The sequence below is a fragment of the Flavobacterium noncentrifugens genome, assembly GCF_900100375.1.
GTDB lineage: Bacteria > Bacteroidota > Bacteroidia > Flavobacteriales > Flavobacteriaceae > Flavobacterium > Flavobacterium noncentrifugens.
This window is the reverse complement of sequence record NZ_FNEZ01000002.1, coordinates 658,341-672,209: the sequence shown is the minus strand read 5'-3', so window position 1 is coordinate 672,209 and position 13,869 is coordinate 658,341. Positions and strand designations below refer to the sequence as shown.

General features: G+C 42.2%; 13 protein-coding genes. 12 read left to right on the top strand and 1 reads right to left on the bottom strand.

Translation table 11 applies throughout. The features are described from left to right. Positions 1–161: 161 nt before the first annotated feature. Positions 162–1,382 carry an aminotransferase class I/II-fold pyridoxal phosphate-dependent enzyme gene (locus BLS32_RS07680; protein ID WP_091393642.1) on the top strand — a complete coding sequence of 407 codons (1,221 nt, stop codon included), beginning with the start codon at positions 162–164 and terminating at the stop codon, positions 1,380–1,382. Positions 1,383–1,445: 63 nt separating this feature from the next. Here the strand turns inward: BLS32_RS07680 and BLS32_RS07675 are convergent, their stop codons facing one another. Further along, complete coding sequence (locus BLS32_RS07675; protein ID WP_091393640.1) at positions 1,446–3,377, bottom strand: amino acid permease; 1,932 nt, start codon at positions 3,375–3,377, stop codon at positions 1,446–1,448. 290 nt (positions 3,378–3,667) lie between these two features. Here BLS32_RS07675 and BLS32_RS07670 point away from each other — a divergent pair, with 290 nt between their 5' ends. The 11 genes from BLS32_RS07670 to BLS32_RS07620 all read left to right on the top strand — a co-directional run bounded on the left by BLS32_RS07670 (position 3,668) and on the right by BLS32_RS07620 (position 13,868). Further along, positions 3,668–4,303 (top strand): peroxiredoxin, encoded by a 636-nt coding sequence (locus BLS32_RS07670; RefSeq protein ID WP_091393637.1) that lies wholly within the window; start codon positions 3,668–3,670, stop codon positions 4,301–4,303. Between the two features lie 12 nt (positions 4,304–4,315). Continuing rightward, positions 4,316–4,624 carry a thioredoxin family protein gene (locus tag BLS32_RS07665; protein ID WP_091393634.1) on the top strand — a complete coding sequence of 103 codons (309 nt, stop codon included), beginning with the start codon at positions 4,316–4,318 and terminating at the stop codon, positions 4,622–4,624. After that, positions 4,621–4,878, top strand: a complete 258-nt coding sequence (locus tag BLS32_RS07660) for a DUF6952 family protein (protein WP_091393631.1) — start codon at positions 4,621–4,623, stop codon at positions 4,876–4,878. Before BLS32_RS07665 ends, BLS32_RS07660 begins: the two co-directional genes overlap by 4 nt. A gap of 315 nt (positions 4,879–5,193) precedes the next feature. Continuing rightward, positions 5,194–5,691, top strand: a complete 498-nt coding sequence (tpx, locus tag BLS32_RS07655) for a thiol peroxidase (protein WP_091393629.1) — start codon at positions 5,194–5,196, stop codon at positions 5,689–5,691. A gap of 9 nt (positions 5,692–5,700) precedes the next feature. After that, positions 5,701–6,075, top strand: a complete 375-nt coding sequence (locus tag BLS32_RS07650) for a diacylglycerol kinase (protein ID WP_091393626.1) — start codon at positions 5,701–5,703, stop codon at positions 6,073–6,075. Between the two features lie 40 nt (positions 6,076–6,115). Next, the gene (locus BLS32_RS07645) at positions 6,116–8,632 is read left to right on the top strand and encodes a DNA translocase FtsK (protein ID WP_091393623.1); all 2,517 of its coding nucleotides are present in this window, start codon (positions 6,116–6,118) and stop codon (positions 8,630–8,632) included. A gap of 1 nt (position 8,633) precedes the next feature. Further along, complete coding sequence (locus BLS32_RS07640; protein ID WP_091394685.1) at positions 8,634–9,275, top strand: outer membrane lipoprotein periplasmic chaperone LolA1; 642 nt, start codon at positions 8,634–8,636, stop codon at positions 9,273–9,275. A gap of 6 nt (positions 9,276–9,281) precedes the next feature. Further along, a complete protein-coding gene (locus tag BLS32_RS07635) occupies positions 9,282–10,724 on the top strand; it encodes an LptF/LptG family permease (protein ID WP_091393618.1) in 1,443 nt (480 codons plus the stop codon). Beyond that, a complete protein-coding gene (gene ribB, locus BLS32_RS07630) occupies positions 10,721–11,854 on the top strand; it encodes a 3,4-dihydroxy-2-butanone-4-phosphate synthase (RefSeq protein ID WP_091393615.1) in 1,134 nt (377 codons plus the stop codon). Before BLS32_RS07635 ends, ribB begins: the two co-directional genes overlap by 4 nt. Positions 11,855–12,249: 395 nt before the next feature. Then, positions 12,250–12,837, top strand: coding sequence for a Crp/Fnr family transcriptional regulator (locus BLS32_RS07625; RefSeq protein WP_091393612.1), 588 nt, complete (start codon positions 12,250–12,252; stop codon positions 12,835–12,837). A 59-nt stretch (positions 12,838–12,896) separates the two neighbouring features. Next, positions 12,897–13,868: a quinone oxidoreductase family protein gene (locus BLS32_RS07620; RefSeq protein ID WP_091393611.1), complete on the top strand. Its 972-nt coding sequence runs from the start codon at positions 12,897–12,899 to the stop codon at positions 13,866–13,868. The last annotated feature ends 1 nt before the right edge of the window (position 13,869 follow it).

Sequence of the window (13,869 nt, the reverse complement as noted above, 5' to 3'; positions counted from 1 at the left end):
ATTTATACATCTGTTGATTTTATAACTGGAATTGTTTTGTTTTGGATGGTAATTTAATGCTTCTTCTGTAATCAAATGCCTAGCCCTGATAGAGCCGATATCCTCGCAACGCAGTGAAGAGATAAAGGCGAAAGCAGGAATATGCTCCTAAAAATAAAACAATGGAATTCAACCCCGCAGACAACATTCAGGACTTGCAATATTTTGGTGAATTTGGAGGTGTAAATCCTTCTATTTCAGATTCTTCGACTTACACTTTCCTATCAGCAAAAACGATGTTCGACACTTTTGAAGGCAACGCCGAAGGCTGTTATTTGTATTCGCGGCATTCGTCGCCGAGCAATTTATACCTTGACAAGGCGATGGCTGCGATGGAAGGCACCGAAACTGCAAATGTTTCGGCTTCGGGCATGGGCGCAATTACGCCAACGCTTTTGCAATTGTGCGGAAGTGGCGATCATATCGTTTCGAGCCGCACGATTTATGGCGGAACGTATGCGTTTTTAAAGAATTTTACACCGCGCTTCGGGATTAAAACCAGCTTTGTTGACATTACGAAACTTGACTTGGTTGAAGCTGCAATAACGCCAGAAACAAAGGTTTTGTATTGTGAAACCGTCAGCAATCCGTTGCTTGAAGTGGCAGATATTGCCGGTTTGGCGAAGATTGCAAAAAAGCACAACTTAAAACTGGTGGTCGATAATACGTTTTCACCGCTGTCTGTTGCTCCTGCGAAAATGGGCGCCGATGTTGTGATCCACAGCCTTACGAAATACATCAACGGAAGCAGCGATACGGTTGGCGGGGTGACTTGTGCGTCCCGCGAATTTATCGATGCGTTAAAAAATGTGAATTCGGGTGCTTCGATGCTGCTTGGGCCGACGATGGATAGTTTGCGTTCGGCGAGTGTGATGAAGAATTTGAGAACGCTTCATATTCGGATGAAACAACACAGTTACAACGCTTTATTTTTGGCTGAACGATTTGAAAAGGATGGTTTGAAAACGGTTTATCCCGGACTCAAAAGTCATCCGAGCCATGAATTGTATAAAAACATGATCAATCCAGAATATGGATTTGGCGGCATGATGACAATTGATGCGGGAAGTGCCGATAAAGCGAATGAGCTGATGGAACTGATGCAGCAAAAAAACCTCGGATATTTAGCGGTAAGCCTCGGATTTTACAAAACATTGTTTAGCGCTCCGGGCAGTTCGACTTCGTCGGAAATCCCGATGGACGAGCAAATCGAAATGGGACTGACAGAAGGACTGATCCGTTTTTCGATCGGGCTTGACAATGATATTGAACGCACATATCAAATGATGAAAAAGTGCATGGTAGAAACCGGTGTTTTAAAAATGTCGGCAGAAATGGTATAGTTTTAATTTTTTTTGTGATGAAATCCGTTTGAAGCGCCATCTTCAGACGGATTTTTATTTTGGCTAAACCGTTTCTTTTGGAAGGTTCAATTTGCTGTTTTTCCGGCTGAAGCCAAAGTAAATCAGCAATCCGATCAACAGCCAGCAAGTAAAATAAATCCAGTTCCAAACGCTGAGTTCGGCCATCATATACAGGCAGCAAACCAATCCGAGCAGCGGAATCAACGATAAATTCTGCCTGATCGACCAAACTGTCAAACCTGCAAGTACGATCAGAAAAATCCACATTGGAATTTTATGCTTGAACAAACTGAAACCCGATTCATATTTCAATGCATTGTCAATCGGCAACGATGCGACCACATTTGCGTAAGCGTTATCCTCATAATGGCTTAGGATGTGCTCTAAATCAGGGTTTGCGATTTTTCCGTTTGCTGCATCTCGGCTTAATAAATATTCATAAACGAGTTGGCTTTGTTCTTTGTTTAATGACATGACAATCGTTTCGGGTGTATTGATCTGCTTTTCATTTGTGATGAAATCCATCGTTGCTTTTTGGTTGTAACCGAAAGCAAAAACGAGTCCGATGACCAATAAAACCGGAAATACGAATTTCGAATTGATGTAAGGCGTTTTGAATTTTCCCCTTGGAATATCGGGTTTGTTCTGTAGCACTAAAACGCCGGCGCACACGAGCACGAATGCAAATAACGTCCCGATGCTGCACAAATCGGTCACCATCGTCAGGTTTAAAAACAAGGCTGGGATCGCGACTACAAATCCGGTGACGATCGTGGCATAAGAAGGTGTTTTGAATTTCGGGTGCACTTTTGAAAAGCGTTTTGGCAGCAAACCGTCGCGGCTCATACTCATCCAGATTCTCGGCTGTCCCATTTGGAAAACCAATAAAACACTCGCCATCGCAACGACTGCGCTAACGGCGATAATTCCCGACATCCATTTTAAATTCAGTTTATCGAATACAAATGCCAACGGATCGCCAACATTGAGCTCACTGTAATTGACCATTCCGGTTAAAACCAATGCAATGATGACGTATAAAACCGTACAAATGATAATCGCCCACATCATGCCGCGCGGCAAATCGCGTTGCGGATTCTTACATTCTTCTGCCGTGGTTGAAATCGCGTCAAAACCGATATACGCAAAGAACACCGCCGACACGCCTTTCAAAACACCGCTGACACCATTTGGCGCAAAAGGCTGCCAATTGTTTGTATCGACATAAAAAACACCGACTGCGATCACCAGAAGTATGATGCACAATTTCACGACAACCATCATATTGCTGGCATTTCGCGATTCTTTCATGCCGCGGTAAACCAAAGCCGTAATCAAAATAATGATAAATAAAGCGGGCAAATCGGCAACACAATGAAAGGAACCGATTGTTGGCGAAGTCGTCCAGGCCGTGTAAGCAGCCTGCAATCCGGAACTTAAATTCTCGTATGATTTTCCGCCCTGCATTAAAGCCGTGGCATCTTTAAATCCGTTGGAAGCGGTTAAATAGTCCATTTGCACCCATTGCGGCAAGTGGATTCCGCCACTTTCGAGCAATCCGGTAAAGTAATCGCTCCATGAAATGGCGACGGTAATGTTCCCGATTGCATACTCCATAATCAAAGCCCAGCCAATGATCCAGGCTATGATTTCTCCAAAAGCGACATAAGAATAGGTATATGCGCTTCCTGAAACCGGAACCATTGAAGCAAATTCCGCATAAGCGAAAGCAGCAAATCCGCACGCCAAAGCGGTAAAGAGGAAGAGAAAAATCACTGCCGGGCCGCCATCGGAACTTGCTTTTCCGATTGTACTGAAAATTCCTGCTCCTACAATGGCTGCAATTCCGAAAGCAGTCAAATCGCGTGTGGTTAAATGTTTGCCCAAAGCATTATGTCCATCGGCTTCATTTTTTGCCACCTGTTTTAAAATATCCTGGACTGTTTTTTTTCTGAATAAACTGGAAAAACTCATATGTACTTTGCTGTTTGATTGTTGGCAATCCAGGCAAAAAGCCAGAAAATTTTAACGCCAAACAAATATATAAAAGCAAACGTAAAAATAGGATTCATCGAATAAAAAATTGCATTTGTTGCGATATCAATAATTTTATTTAAATGGAATTATGAGATTCTCAGCACATATTAAAGTATAACCCAAAGCTATTTTAAAATCAGATTATATAATGATAATTGATTGTTGCCATATGACTTCATACCCTATTTTTGCCAAACAAAATTGATAACATTAAAAACCATATAATTATGTCTTTAGTAGGTAAAAAATTTCCAAGCATTGTAGTTGACGCCATTTCTGAAATGGGTGACAATTTGAAAATCAACATTTTCGAAGAAGCCGTAAACAACAACAAAAAAGTGCTTTTGTTCTGGTATCCAAAAGATTTTACTTTCGTTTGCCCAACCGAATTGCACGCGTTCCAGGCTGCTTTGCCAGAATTTGAAAAAAGAAATACCATTGTAATCGGCGCTTCTTGCGACACCAACGAAGTACACTTTGCCTGGTTGAACACCCCAAAAAATAACGGCGGAATCGAAGGTGTAACCTATCCAATCCTAGCCGATACGAACAGAAACCTGTCAAACATCCTCGGAATCCTTGACATCGAATCTACAGGTTATAGCGAAGAAACCGATTCAATTATCATCGAAGGCTCAAATGTTACTTACAGAGCGACTTATTTGATCGACGAAACCGGAAAAATCTTCCACGAAAGCGTAAACGACATGCCACTAGGAAGAAACGTTGCCGAATACATTCGTTTGGTTGATGCTTACACGCATGTCCAAACCAAAGGCGAAGTTTGTCCTGCAAACTGGGAAGAAGGAAAAGAAGCGATGTTTGCAACAAGAGAAGGCGTCGCTTCTTATTTAAACAACTAATAAATATCAAATATGTTAATCGAATTAACTGAAGATACTTTAAAAGATATTGTCGCCAGCAACGAAAAAGTGGTCGTGCAATATTCGGCTTCCTGGTGCGGAAACTGCCGCATTATGAAACCAAAATTCAAGAAACTGGCGTCTGAAAATGAAGGAACGGCTTTCGTGATTGTGGATGCCGAATTGTATCCTGAATCCAGAAAACTGGCGAATGTTTCAAACCTGCCGACTTTCGCAACTTTCGTGGGTGGAATTCTCAAAAATGAAACGCAAACCAACAAAACCGAAGTGTTGAATGAACTCGTAGCCGAAATCCTATGAAACTACCCGTAATCAAACAACTCACGCAGTTCATTGAAGCAAACGACCAGGATTACCTGATTGAAACCATTGAAGTGCTCGAAGCGTTAACCGAGGTTCCGTCGCTTAAAGACGAAGAACTCGACGTCATCGGCGAACTCATTTCAAATATGTACGGCGCGCTCGAAGTCCACAAAATGATCCAGACCGGAACCGATAAAAAAGAAGCCTTAAACGCGTTCATGCAGCGTGTTTTGGGTTCTATCGATAAATAGTTTCCAATATTTTTACCCGAAAACGCTTTCAGCAATGGAAGCGTTTTTTTTTATTTGGGCGTTGCCTGCGGCCGGGCTGTCCGCTGCAATCTTTTTAAATTTGTAAAAGTCTTTTCGCCCCAGATGCCTAAACCTCTGCCGGATATTCTTCTTTTAATTTCAAATGCTAGGATTACAAATTTAAAAAGGATTTTCGCTTCCATCCCTAACGCGGGCGCAAAACCAACGACAAAATTCCTTTTCCAACCGCAGCAAACAACTGCCTGCTATTCCAAATATATTTTATACTTTTGAACCTTAATAAAAAAACCACAAATGGCGACCATCACTTTAGGAGGAAATCCGGTACATACCAACGGCGAACTGCCGAAAACACACACCAAAGCAATCGATTTTAAACTCGTAAAAAACGATTTATCAGTAGCGACTTTAGCCGATTTTGCAGGCAAAAAGTTAGTCCTGAACATTTTTCCGAGTGTCGACACCGGAACTTGTGCGGCATCGGTTAGAAAATTCAATGAAAAAGCAAGTGGGCTTCAAAATACGACTGTTTTGTGCATTTCTCGCGATTTGCCTTTTGCCCAAAAACGTTTTTGCGGTGCTGAAGGACTTGAAAACGTCGTGAACTTGTCCGATTTCCAGGACGGAAAATTCGGAAAGGATTACGGACTTGAAATCACCGACGGCCCATTGGCAGGTTTAAATTCAAGAGTTGTGATTGTCATCGACGAAAAAGGTGACATTGTTTATACGGAGCAAGTCGCTGAAATCGCCGACGAGCCAAATTACGAAGCAGCGCTCGCAGCCCTTTAAATACCGCGTATGGAATTCGAAAAAGACAATACCTTTTTTACCGGGCGTTTTAAAAGCGTTGGCTTTGCCGTCAAAGGCGCGATCAAGCTCATCACGACCGAACACAGCGTCATGGTGCAGTTTTCACTCGCCGTTTTACTCGTCATTGCCGGATTTTATTTCAAGATCACCGCAACCGAATGGATGTTCCAGACACTCGCAATCGGTTTTGTACTCGCGATTGAGGGATTGAACACTGCTGTGGAGAAAATTGCCGATTTCATCCATCCAAATTACCACGAACGCATCGGGTTCATCAAAGACATTGCCGCCGGAGCTGTATTTTTCGCAGCACTGACAGCTATCACAATCGGCCTTATCATTTATGTCCCGAAATTTTTATAATTTGTACCGCATTAAATTTTATTCCAATTCCAATTAAAAAATGGCAAAAACGGTCAAGAAAGAAACAACAGCAAAAGCAGACGGAACCGAAAAACCAAAAAGGTCGTGGAAAGTAACCCGCCAGCAGAAAATGCTTTTGGGCAGCCTTTTGGTCTTATTTTCCATTGCGCTGCTCGTGGCTTTTATCTCGTTTTTTGTTTACGGAACACAGGATCAAAGTGCTGTAAATGCCCTGGCCGACCGCAATGAAAAAGTGGGCAACTGGCTCGGGAAATTTGGCGCTGTTTTAGCCGATTTCTTCATTTACCGGGGATTTGGCGCTGCTTCATTCTTGTTCGTAAAATTATTTTTCCTCACCGGATCTTTTTTAGCACTCGACATTTCACTTAGAAAATTAAAAAGCATCTGGTTTTGGGATTTATTCGCAATTGTAATCATTTCAATCCTTTTCGGATTTTTTGCGACTTCGCTTCCTGAACTTGGCGGAACGATCGGTTATGAAATGAACCAGTTTTCTCAGGATTACATCGGAAAAACCGGAACTTTATTGGTGCTGATTTTCGGGATTGTGATTTACCTGATCTTCAAAGTCAAAGTGTCTCCTGACGCTGTAAAATCATTCTTTGAAAAAAGCAAAAAAGACATCGATGAAGATTTGGCCTCGATAAAACCAATTAATTCAGACAATGCCGCTTACAATCTCGAAGAATTTGCTGTGAGTGACGATGAGGAATTTATTCCGGAACAAGAAGATGAAGAAGAGATTCCGGAGCCTGTTTTAAAGCCTGCCCCGAAATTTGAAATTGACCGCGAAGCTCTAAAACCAACGATTTCTCACGCGTCTGAAATCCAGAAAGAGCCTGTTTTAAAAAGCATGCCGCTGACCGTTACACCGCAAATTGTAGTAGAACCGCATCCGATTGTTAGCGCGCAGGCGAAGGAAATTATCCATACCAGTGATGAAGCTTTTGTCATCGAAAAAGCAGCTGAAGAACCAACCATCGAAGAAAATTTAGCATCGCGACTGGTGGCTGATTTTGGATTGTTTGACCCGACTTTAGATTTATCAAACTTTAAATTTCCAACTTTAGATTTGCTGAAAGAATATTCAACCGGCGGCATTACAATCAATCAGGAAGAATTAGAAGAAAACAAAAACCGGATCGTAGAAACGCTTCGGAATTATAAAATAGAAATTGCACAAATTAAAGCAACCGTTGGTCCATCGGTAACGTTATACGAAATTGTACCCGAAGCCGGAATCCGGATCTCAAAAATCAAAAGCCTGGAGGACGACATTGCGTTGTCATTGTCGGCTTTAGGAATCCGGATCATCGCTCCTATTCCCGGAAAAGGAACCATTGGTATTGAGGTTCCGAACAAAAACCCAACAATGGTTTCGATGAAAAGTGTCATCGGCTCAGCCAAATTCCAGGAAGCCGAAATGGAACTTCCGATTGCTTTGGGGAAAACTATTTCGAATGAAACGTTCGTAGTCGATTTGGCTAAAATGCCGCACTTGCTGATGGCTGGTGCAACAGGACAAGGAAAATCCGTTGGTTTGAATGCGGTATTGACATCGTTGTTGTACAAGAAACATCCGGCGGAAGTCAAATTTGTATTGGTTGACCCGAAAAAAGTAGAGCTGACCTTATTCAATAAAATCGAAAGGCATTACCTCGCGAAACTGCCCGATGCCGGAGATGCGATTATTACAGATAACACCAAAGTAATCAATACTTTAAATTCGCTTTGCGTCGAAATGGACAACCGCTACACGTTGCTCAAAGATGCGATGGTTCGGAACATTAAAGAATACAATGACAAATTTAAAAATCGGAAATTAAATCCTGAAAATGGCCACCGGTTTCTACCTTATATCGTTTTGGTGGTCGATGAGTTTGCCGATTTGATCATGACCGCAGGAAAAGAAGTGGAAACCCCGATTGCAAGGCTGGCACAATTGGCACGTGCGATCGGAATTCATTTAATTATCGCTACACAACGTCCATCCGTAAACGTCATTACCGGTATCATTAAAGCGAATTTCCCGGCGAGGATTGCTTTCCGCGTAACTTCCAAGATCGATTCGAGAACCATTTTGGATACACAGGGTGCAGACCAATTGATCGGACGCGGAGATATGTTGTATACCAATGGAAACGACATCGTGCGTGTGCAATGCGCCTTCGTCGACACGCCCGAAGTCGAAAAAATCACGGAATTCATTGGTTCGCAAAAAGCCTATCCAGATGCGTATCTGCTGCCTGAATTCGTTGGAGACAATGAAAGTGGCATCAATCTTGATATGGACATTTCTGACAGAGATGCCTTATTCAGGGAAGCAGCAGAAATAATTGTGACTGCACAGCAAGGCTCGGCTTCTTTGCTCCAGCGAAAACTCAAACTCGGTTACAACCGCGCCGGAAGGCTGATTGATCAGCTCGAAGCAGCCGGGATCGTTGGCCCATTTGAAGGAAGCAAAGCCCGGGGTGTAAATATTACCGATTTAAGTGCTCTTGATCAGTTTTTTAATAATGAACAAAACAATTTTTAAAATGAGCAAGTTCCTTCAAATTACCTTATTACTTCTTTTCGGTTTTACGATCCAGGCACAGGATAAAAAGGCAAAAGAGCTTTTAGACCAGGTAACTGCGAAAGTCAAAAGTTATGATAATATTGTCATCGACTTTAAATACACACTCAACAACGCTAAGGAAAATATCAATCAGGAAAGCAAAGGAAACGTGACGCTGCAAGGCAATATGTATGTTTTGAACCTGATGGGCGTGACCAAGATCTTCGACGGAAAAAAGACGTATACGATCAATCCTGAGGATGAAGAAGTTTCGGTGACGAAATTTAATGAGAAAGACGAAAATGCGATCACGCCATCGAAAATGCTGACATTCTTCAATTCAGGCTATAAATTTGCGTGGGACATTGTACAGAATGTAAAAGGCCGCAAAATCCAATACATTAAATTGATCCCGATCAGTTCGAAAGACCAGCGAAAAGAAATCCTCTTAGGCATTGACAGCCAGACTAAAAACATCTACAATTTGATTGAAATTGGCAAAAACGGTACAAAAACCACGCTCACTGTTAATTCTTTTAAAACCAATCAGCCATTATCCAAAAATCAATTTACCTTTACCGAAAGTAAATATCCAAATTACATCATCAATAAGTTAGATTAATTTGTAGTGAAAATCCTCGACAAGTACCTTTTAAAAACTTTTATATCGACATTTGCATCGGTATTTGTAATCCTGTTTTTTATCTTCATTTTACAGACGGTTTGGCTTTTCATTTCGGAACTTGCCGGAAAAGACCTTGACCTGATTTTGGTCCTTAAATTTTTATTATTTGCCATGCCACGGATCATTCCGCTGGTTTTGCCGCTTTCGATCTTGCTCGCTTCGATCATGACTTTTGGGAATTTAGCCGAGAATTATGAATTTGCCGCAATGAAATCTTCAGGAATTTCGCTGCAGCGCGCGATGCGAAGCCTCACCTATTTCATTCTGATCTTAAGCGTTTGCGCTTTCTTTTTTGCGAATAATGTGATTCCGTTTGCCGAATACAAATTCATTAATTTCAGGAAAGACATCGCCCAGATGAAACCTGCGATGGCGATTGCCGAAGGACAATTCAGCGATGTGGGCATTTACAATATTAAGGTGAATAAAAAGTCTGGTGAAAACGGAAATTTCCTTACCGGCGTCACGATCCATAAAAAAACGAATCTCTACGACGGTACTAAAAACGTCATCAAAGCCAAGACTGGCGAACTCTTAAGCAACGAAAAATCGAACATCTTAAAATTAGTATTGAACGACGGTTATTACTATGAAGATGTCGTGCCTAAAAAATATGAAGAACGCAACAAGCTTCCTTTTGCGAAAAGTTCTTTCAAACACTACACGATCAATCTTGATCTGTCTAAATTAAATAATGTTGAAGGTGCCGACCAGGAAATTTCAAACACCAACAACATGCTGAATGTCAGAGAACTAAAATACACTTTAGATTCCCTGAATAAAAGCTATCGCAAAGATGTGGTTTCGTTTGCAGACAATATTTACCAACGCACCGGCATCAATAATATCAGGTCTAAAAGCGAAGGAAATGTAAAGCTGGATCCAAAAAAAGAATTGCTTTCCGATGTTGCGCCTGAAGAAAAAGCGCAGATCCTGAAGATGGCTTCTGCCAATATTTCGAGTTCTAATTTTTCAATCGACGGATCAAAATTCGAATTGGAAAACAAACAAAAAACCATCAACAGCCACTGGATCGCGCTGTATGAAAAATTTGTGATCGCGTATGCCTGCGTACTGATGTTTTTTATCGGCGCACCGCTCGGGGCGATCATCCGAAAAGGCGGACTTGGGCTTCCCATCGTATTTGCAATATTGATCTTTATCATCTACCACTTTATCAATACATTTGGAAGAAAAGTAGCACAGGAAAACGGAATTCCGCCATTTCTTGGTGCCTGGATGTCATCTTTCATACTGACACCACTTGCGCTGCTGCTTACGTATCGTGCTACAAATGATATCGGATTGATAAATATGGATGTGGTTTTACTGCCCTTCCAAAAATTATTTCAGAAAATTTTTCCTCCCAAAAAAACAAAACAATGATTACTGACAACATACAACTCAACACCATAGAGGAAGCCATAGAAGACATCCGCCAGGGAAAAATCATTATAGTCGTAGATGACGAAGACCGTGAAAACGAAGGTGATTTTATCGCTGCTGCGGAAAAAGTGACACCTGAAATGATCAACTTTATGGCAACCAACGGCCGCGGACTCATTTGTGCGCCGTTAACGGAAAGCCGATGCAAAGAGCTTGAACTCAACTTAATGGTGACTAACAATACCGTGTTGCACCAAACCCAATTTACAGTTTCAGTTGATTTGATCGGACACGGTTGTACGACCGGGATTTCTGTCCACGACCGTGCTAAAACCATCCAATTTTTAACCGACGAGAATACCAAGCCTGAAGATCTTGGGCGGCCTGGGCATATCTTTCCGCTGCAAGCCAAACAGGGCGGTGTTTTAAGACGTACCGGCCACACAGAAGCATCGATTGACCTGGCGCGACTTGCAGGTTTTAAACCGGCCGGAATCCTTGTTGAAATCCTGAATGAAGACGGTTCGATGGCCAGATTGCCGGAACTGATGGTTGTCGCTAAAAAATTCGACCTCAAGATTGTATCCATTGAAGATTTGGTGGCTTACAGAATGCAGCACGACAGCCTGATCGTAAAAAAAGAAGATTTTGACATAGAAACGCGTTTCGGTACTTTCCGCCTGCGCGCTTACTTACAGACTACGAACAAACAGGTTCACGTTGCTTTAACAAAAGGAAGCTGGAGTGCAGGTGAACCAGTCCTGACAAGGGTCAACTCGACACAGGTGAACAATGACATCCTCGGCACGCTGACCAACAATCCCGATAAAAAATTGGAGCAGATGTTTCAAAGGATCAACGAAGAAGGCAAAGGCGCTATTTTGTTTATCAACCAGGAAGAAGCTTCAAGCAATTTGCTGAACAGACTATCTGAACTTAAATCATTGCAGGCACAAGGCCAACACAAAGCGCCGGAAATTAAAATGGATGCAAAAGATTTCGGTATTGGCGCACAGATCCTGCACGACATCGACATTTCAAAGATCAGGCTCGTTTCGAATTCAGAGCATACCAAAAGGGTCGGGATGATTGGATACGGTTTGGAGATCACGGAATACGTGAATTACTAAATTTTACAGGATAAACCGGCATAGCGTCCGGTTTTTTTTATGCTGGCCGCACGCCATTTTCAGGTAGCCTGTTCATGGCTCTTCATAAAGTATAAGGGCGTATCTATGGCTTATCCAGGGAACACTCGTAAAGCTCAAATGCCAATCCTTTTTGGCCGGAACCGGTTTACAACCCGGAACATGAATAAATAGTTTGCTTTAATTTGAGTTTCGTATCCGTATTAAATATTTATGGGTTCAGATTTATAAGATTCAGAACGTATTTCATTGATGTGCTTTTTTACAACCTCCTGGTTTTGTCATTTTCAATCATTTGTCTTTTAGTCCTAAACGAATTCCGGTTTAATTAATTAGATTTATCGGAATGAAAAACAATTTGAATATACCGTAAAATCATGTTTGAACAATTTAGAAAGAAATTCCAGATTGGAGACGAGAAATGGAACGACTATAAAAGTTGCTTCATCCGTGTTGCCGTGCCAGCTAAAACCGTGCTTTTGGAAGAAGGCAAAATTTCAAAAAAGATGTTCCTGATTGAAAAAGGATGCATCCGGGTATGGTTCAACAACAACGGAAAAGAAGCCACTTCGCAGTTTTTCTTCGAGAACGAAATGGTCGGTTCTATTGAAAGTTTCAGGAAAGACATTCCAAGCCAAACTACCATTGAGACTATTGAACCCAGCATATTGTGGTGGATCCATAAAAACGATCTCGACAGGATCATTGAGGAAATCAACGAAATTCCACAACTCCGGAATGTGTTCATTGACAAAATTTTTGAGCGGACATTCGATTATATGAAATATTTCTTTTCGTCGATCAAAGACAGTCCGCAACAGCGCTATATTAATTTAATGTCCGAAAGGCCGGAAATTGTAAAGCGGGTTCCGCAACATTACATTGCTTCTTATCTCGGAATTTCTACTGTGCACCTCAGCAGGATAAAAAGCAAACTTGCAAAACAAAGCGGTAAGCCAATTTGATAACAAATGTTATTGCAAGCCCGCTCTGCTGCACCGTAGCTTTGTATAAAATTTAAACCATGAAAGCAGCAGTAGTATTCCATCCCGGTGACATGCCAAAATATGCAGATTTTGCAGCACCACAGGTGCAAAACGAAAACGAATTACAGATTTCAGTAAAAGCGTCGGCCGTAAAAAACCTAGACAAAATGCGCGCGAGCGGCAAACATTATTCGACCCAAAATGAAGCATGGACGGCAAAAGTTGTTGGCGGTGACGGTGTTGGCCTGCTCGAAGACGGGACGCGGGTTTACGGAATCGGTATCAGCGGCATGATTGCCGAGAAAGCAATTGTTGGGAAAGACCGGATCGTAAGGCTGCCTGAACATCTCGACAATGCAACTGCGGCAGCCCTGCCCAATGCAGTAATGGGTTCGGCTATGGCGTTGCGGTTCAGGGGAAACCTGCAAAAAGGAGAAACTGTTTTGATAAATGGCGCCACAGGCGTTACCGGAAAAATTGCCGTACAGCTTGCCAGGCATTATGGTGCGAAAAAGATCATTGTGACGGGCAGAAACCAACAAGCATTGGAAGCTTTATTGCCCTTGGGCGCGGATGACATTATTTCGCTGAGTCAAGAGGATGCTGCTTTCGTTTCACAGATCAAAACCGTTCACAAACAAAATCCGATTGCCGTTGTAGTCGATTACCTTTGGGGACATAGTGCAGAACTGATCCTGTCAGCATTAAAAGGAAACGGCGGATTTTCAAACCGGACGCGGTATGTTACCGTTGGCGGAATTACGGGTGATACGATTACTTTATCATCTTCTATTTTGCGTGGGACCGACATCCAAATCTCAGGTTCGGGGTTGGGAAGCTGGACACCGGAAGAAATGAAGCTGCTGATCTCCGAAATACTTCCCGAAGCCTTCCAGCTCGCCGCCGACAGGAAATTAAAAATTGAAACGGTGACTGTTGGCCTGGCGGAAATTGAAAACGCCTGGGAAGCAGATATTGACAGTGGAAAGCGTTTGGTTGTTTTGATCTGAT

Bases quoted from the DNA above. Each gene is read 5' to 3' on its own strand.
- BLS32_RS07680 (WP_091393642.1), top strand. From the start codon at position 162: ATGGAATTCAACCCCGCAGACAACATTCAGGACTTGCAATATTTTGGT.
- BLS32_RS07675 (WP_091393640.1), bottom strand. From the start codon at position 3,377: ATGAGTTTTTCCAGTTTATTCAGAAAAAAAACAGTCCAGGATATTTTA.
- BLS32_RS07670 (WP_091393637.1), top strand. From the start codon at position 3,668: ATGTCTTTAGTAGGTAAAAAATTTCCAAGCATTGTAGTTGACGCCATT.
- BLS32_RS07665 (WP_091393634.1), top strand. From the start codon at position 4,316: ATGTTAATCGAATTAACTGAAGATACTTTAAAAGATATTGTCGCCAGC.
- BLS32_RS07660 (WP_091393631.1), top strand. From the start codon at position 4,621: ATGAAACTACCCGTAATCAAACAACTCACGCAGTTCATTGAAGCAAAC.
- tpx (WP_091393629.1), top strand. From the start codon at position 5,194: ATGGCGACCATCACTTTAGGAGGAAATCCGGTACATACCAACGGCGAA.
- BLS32_RS07650 (WP_091393626.1), top strand. From the start codon at position 5,701: ATGGAATTCGAAAAAGACAATACCTTTTTTACCGGGCGTTTTAAAAGC.
- BLS32_RS07645 (WP_091393623.1), top strand. From the start codon at position 6,116: ATGGCAAAAACGGTCAAGAAAGAAACAACAGCAAAAGCAGACGGAACC.
- BLS32_RS07640 (WP_091394685.1), top strand. From the start codon at position 8,634: ATGAGCAAGTTCCTTCAAATTACCTTATTACTTCTTTTCGGTTTTACG.
- ribB (WP_091393615.1), top strand. From the start codon at position 10,721: ATGATTACTGACAACATACAACTCAACACCATAGAGGAAGCCATAGAA.
- BLS32_RS07625 (WP_091393612.1), top strand. From the start codon at position 12,250: ATGTTTGAACAATTTAGAAAGAAATTCCAGATTGGAGACGAGAAATGG.
- BLS32_RS07620 (WP_091393611.1), top strand. From the start codon at position 12,897: ATGAAAGCAGCAGTAGTATTCCATCCCGGTGACATGCCAAAATATGCA.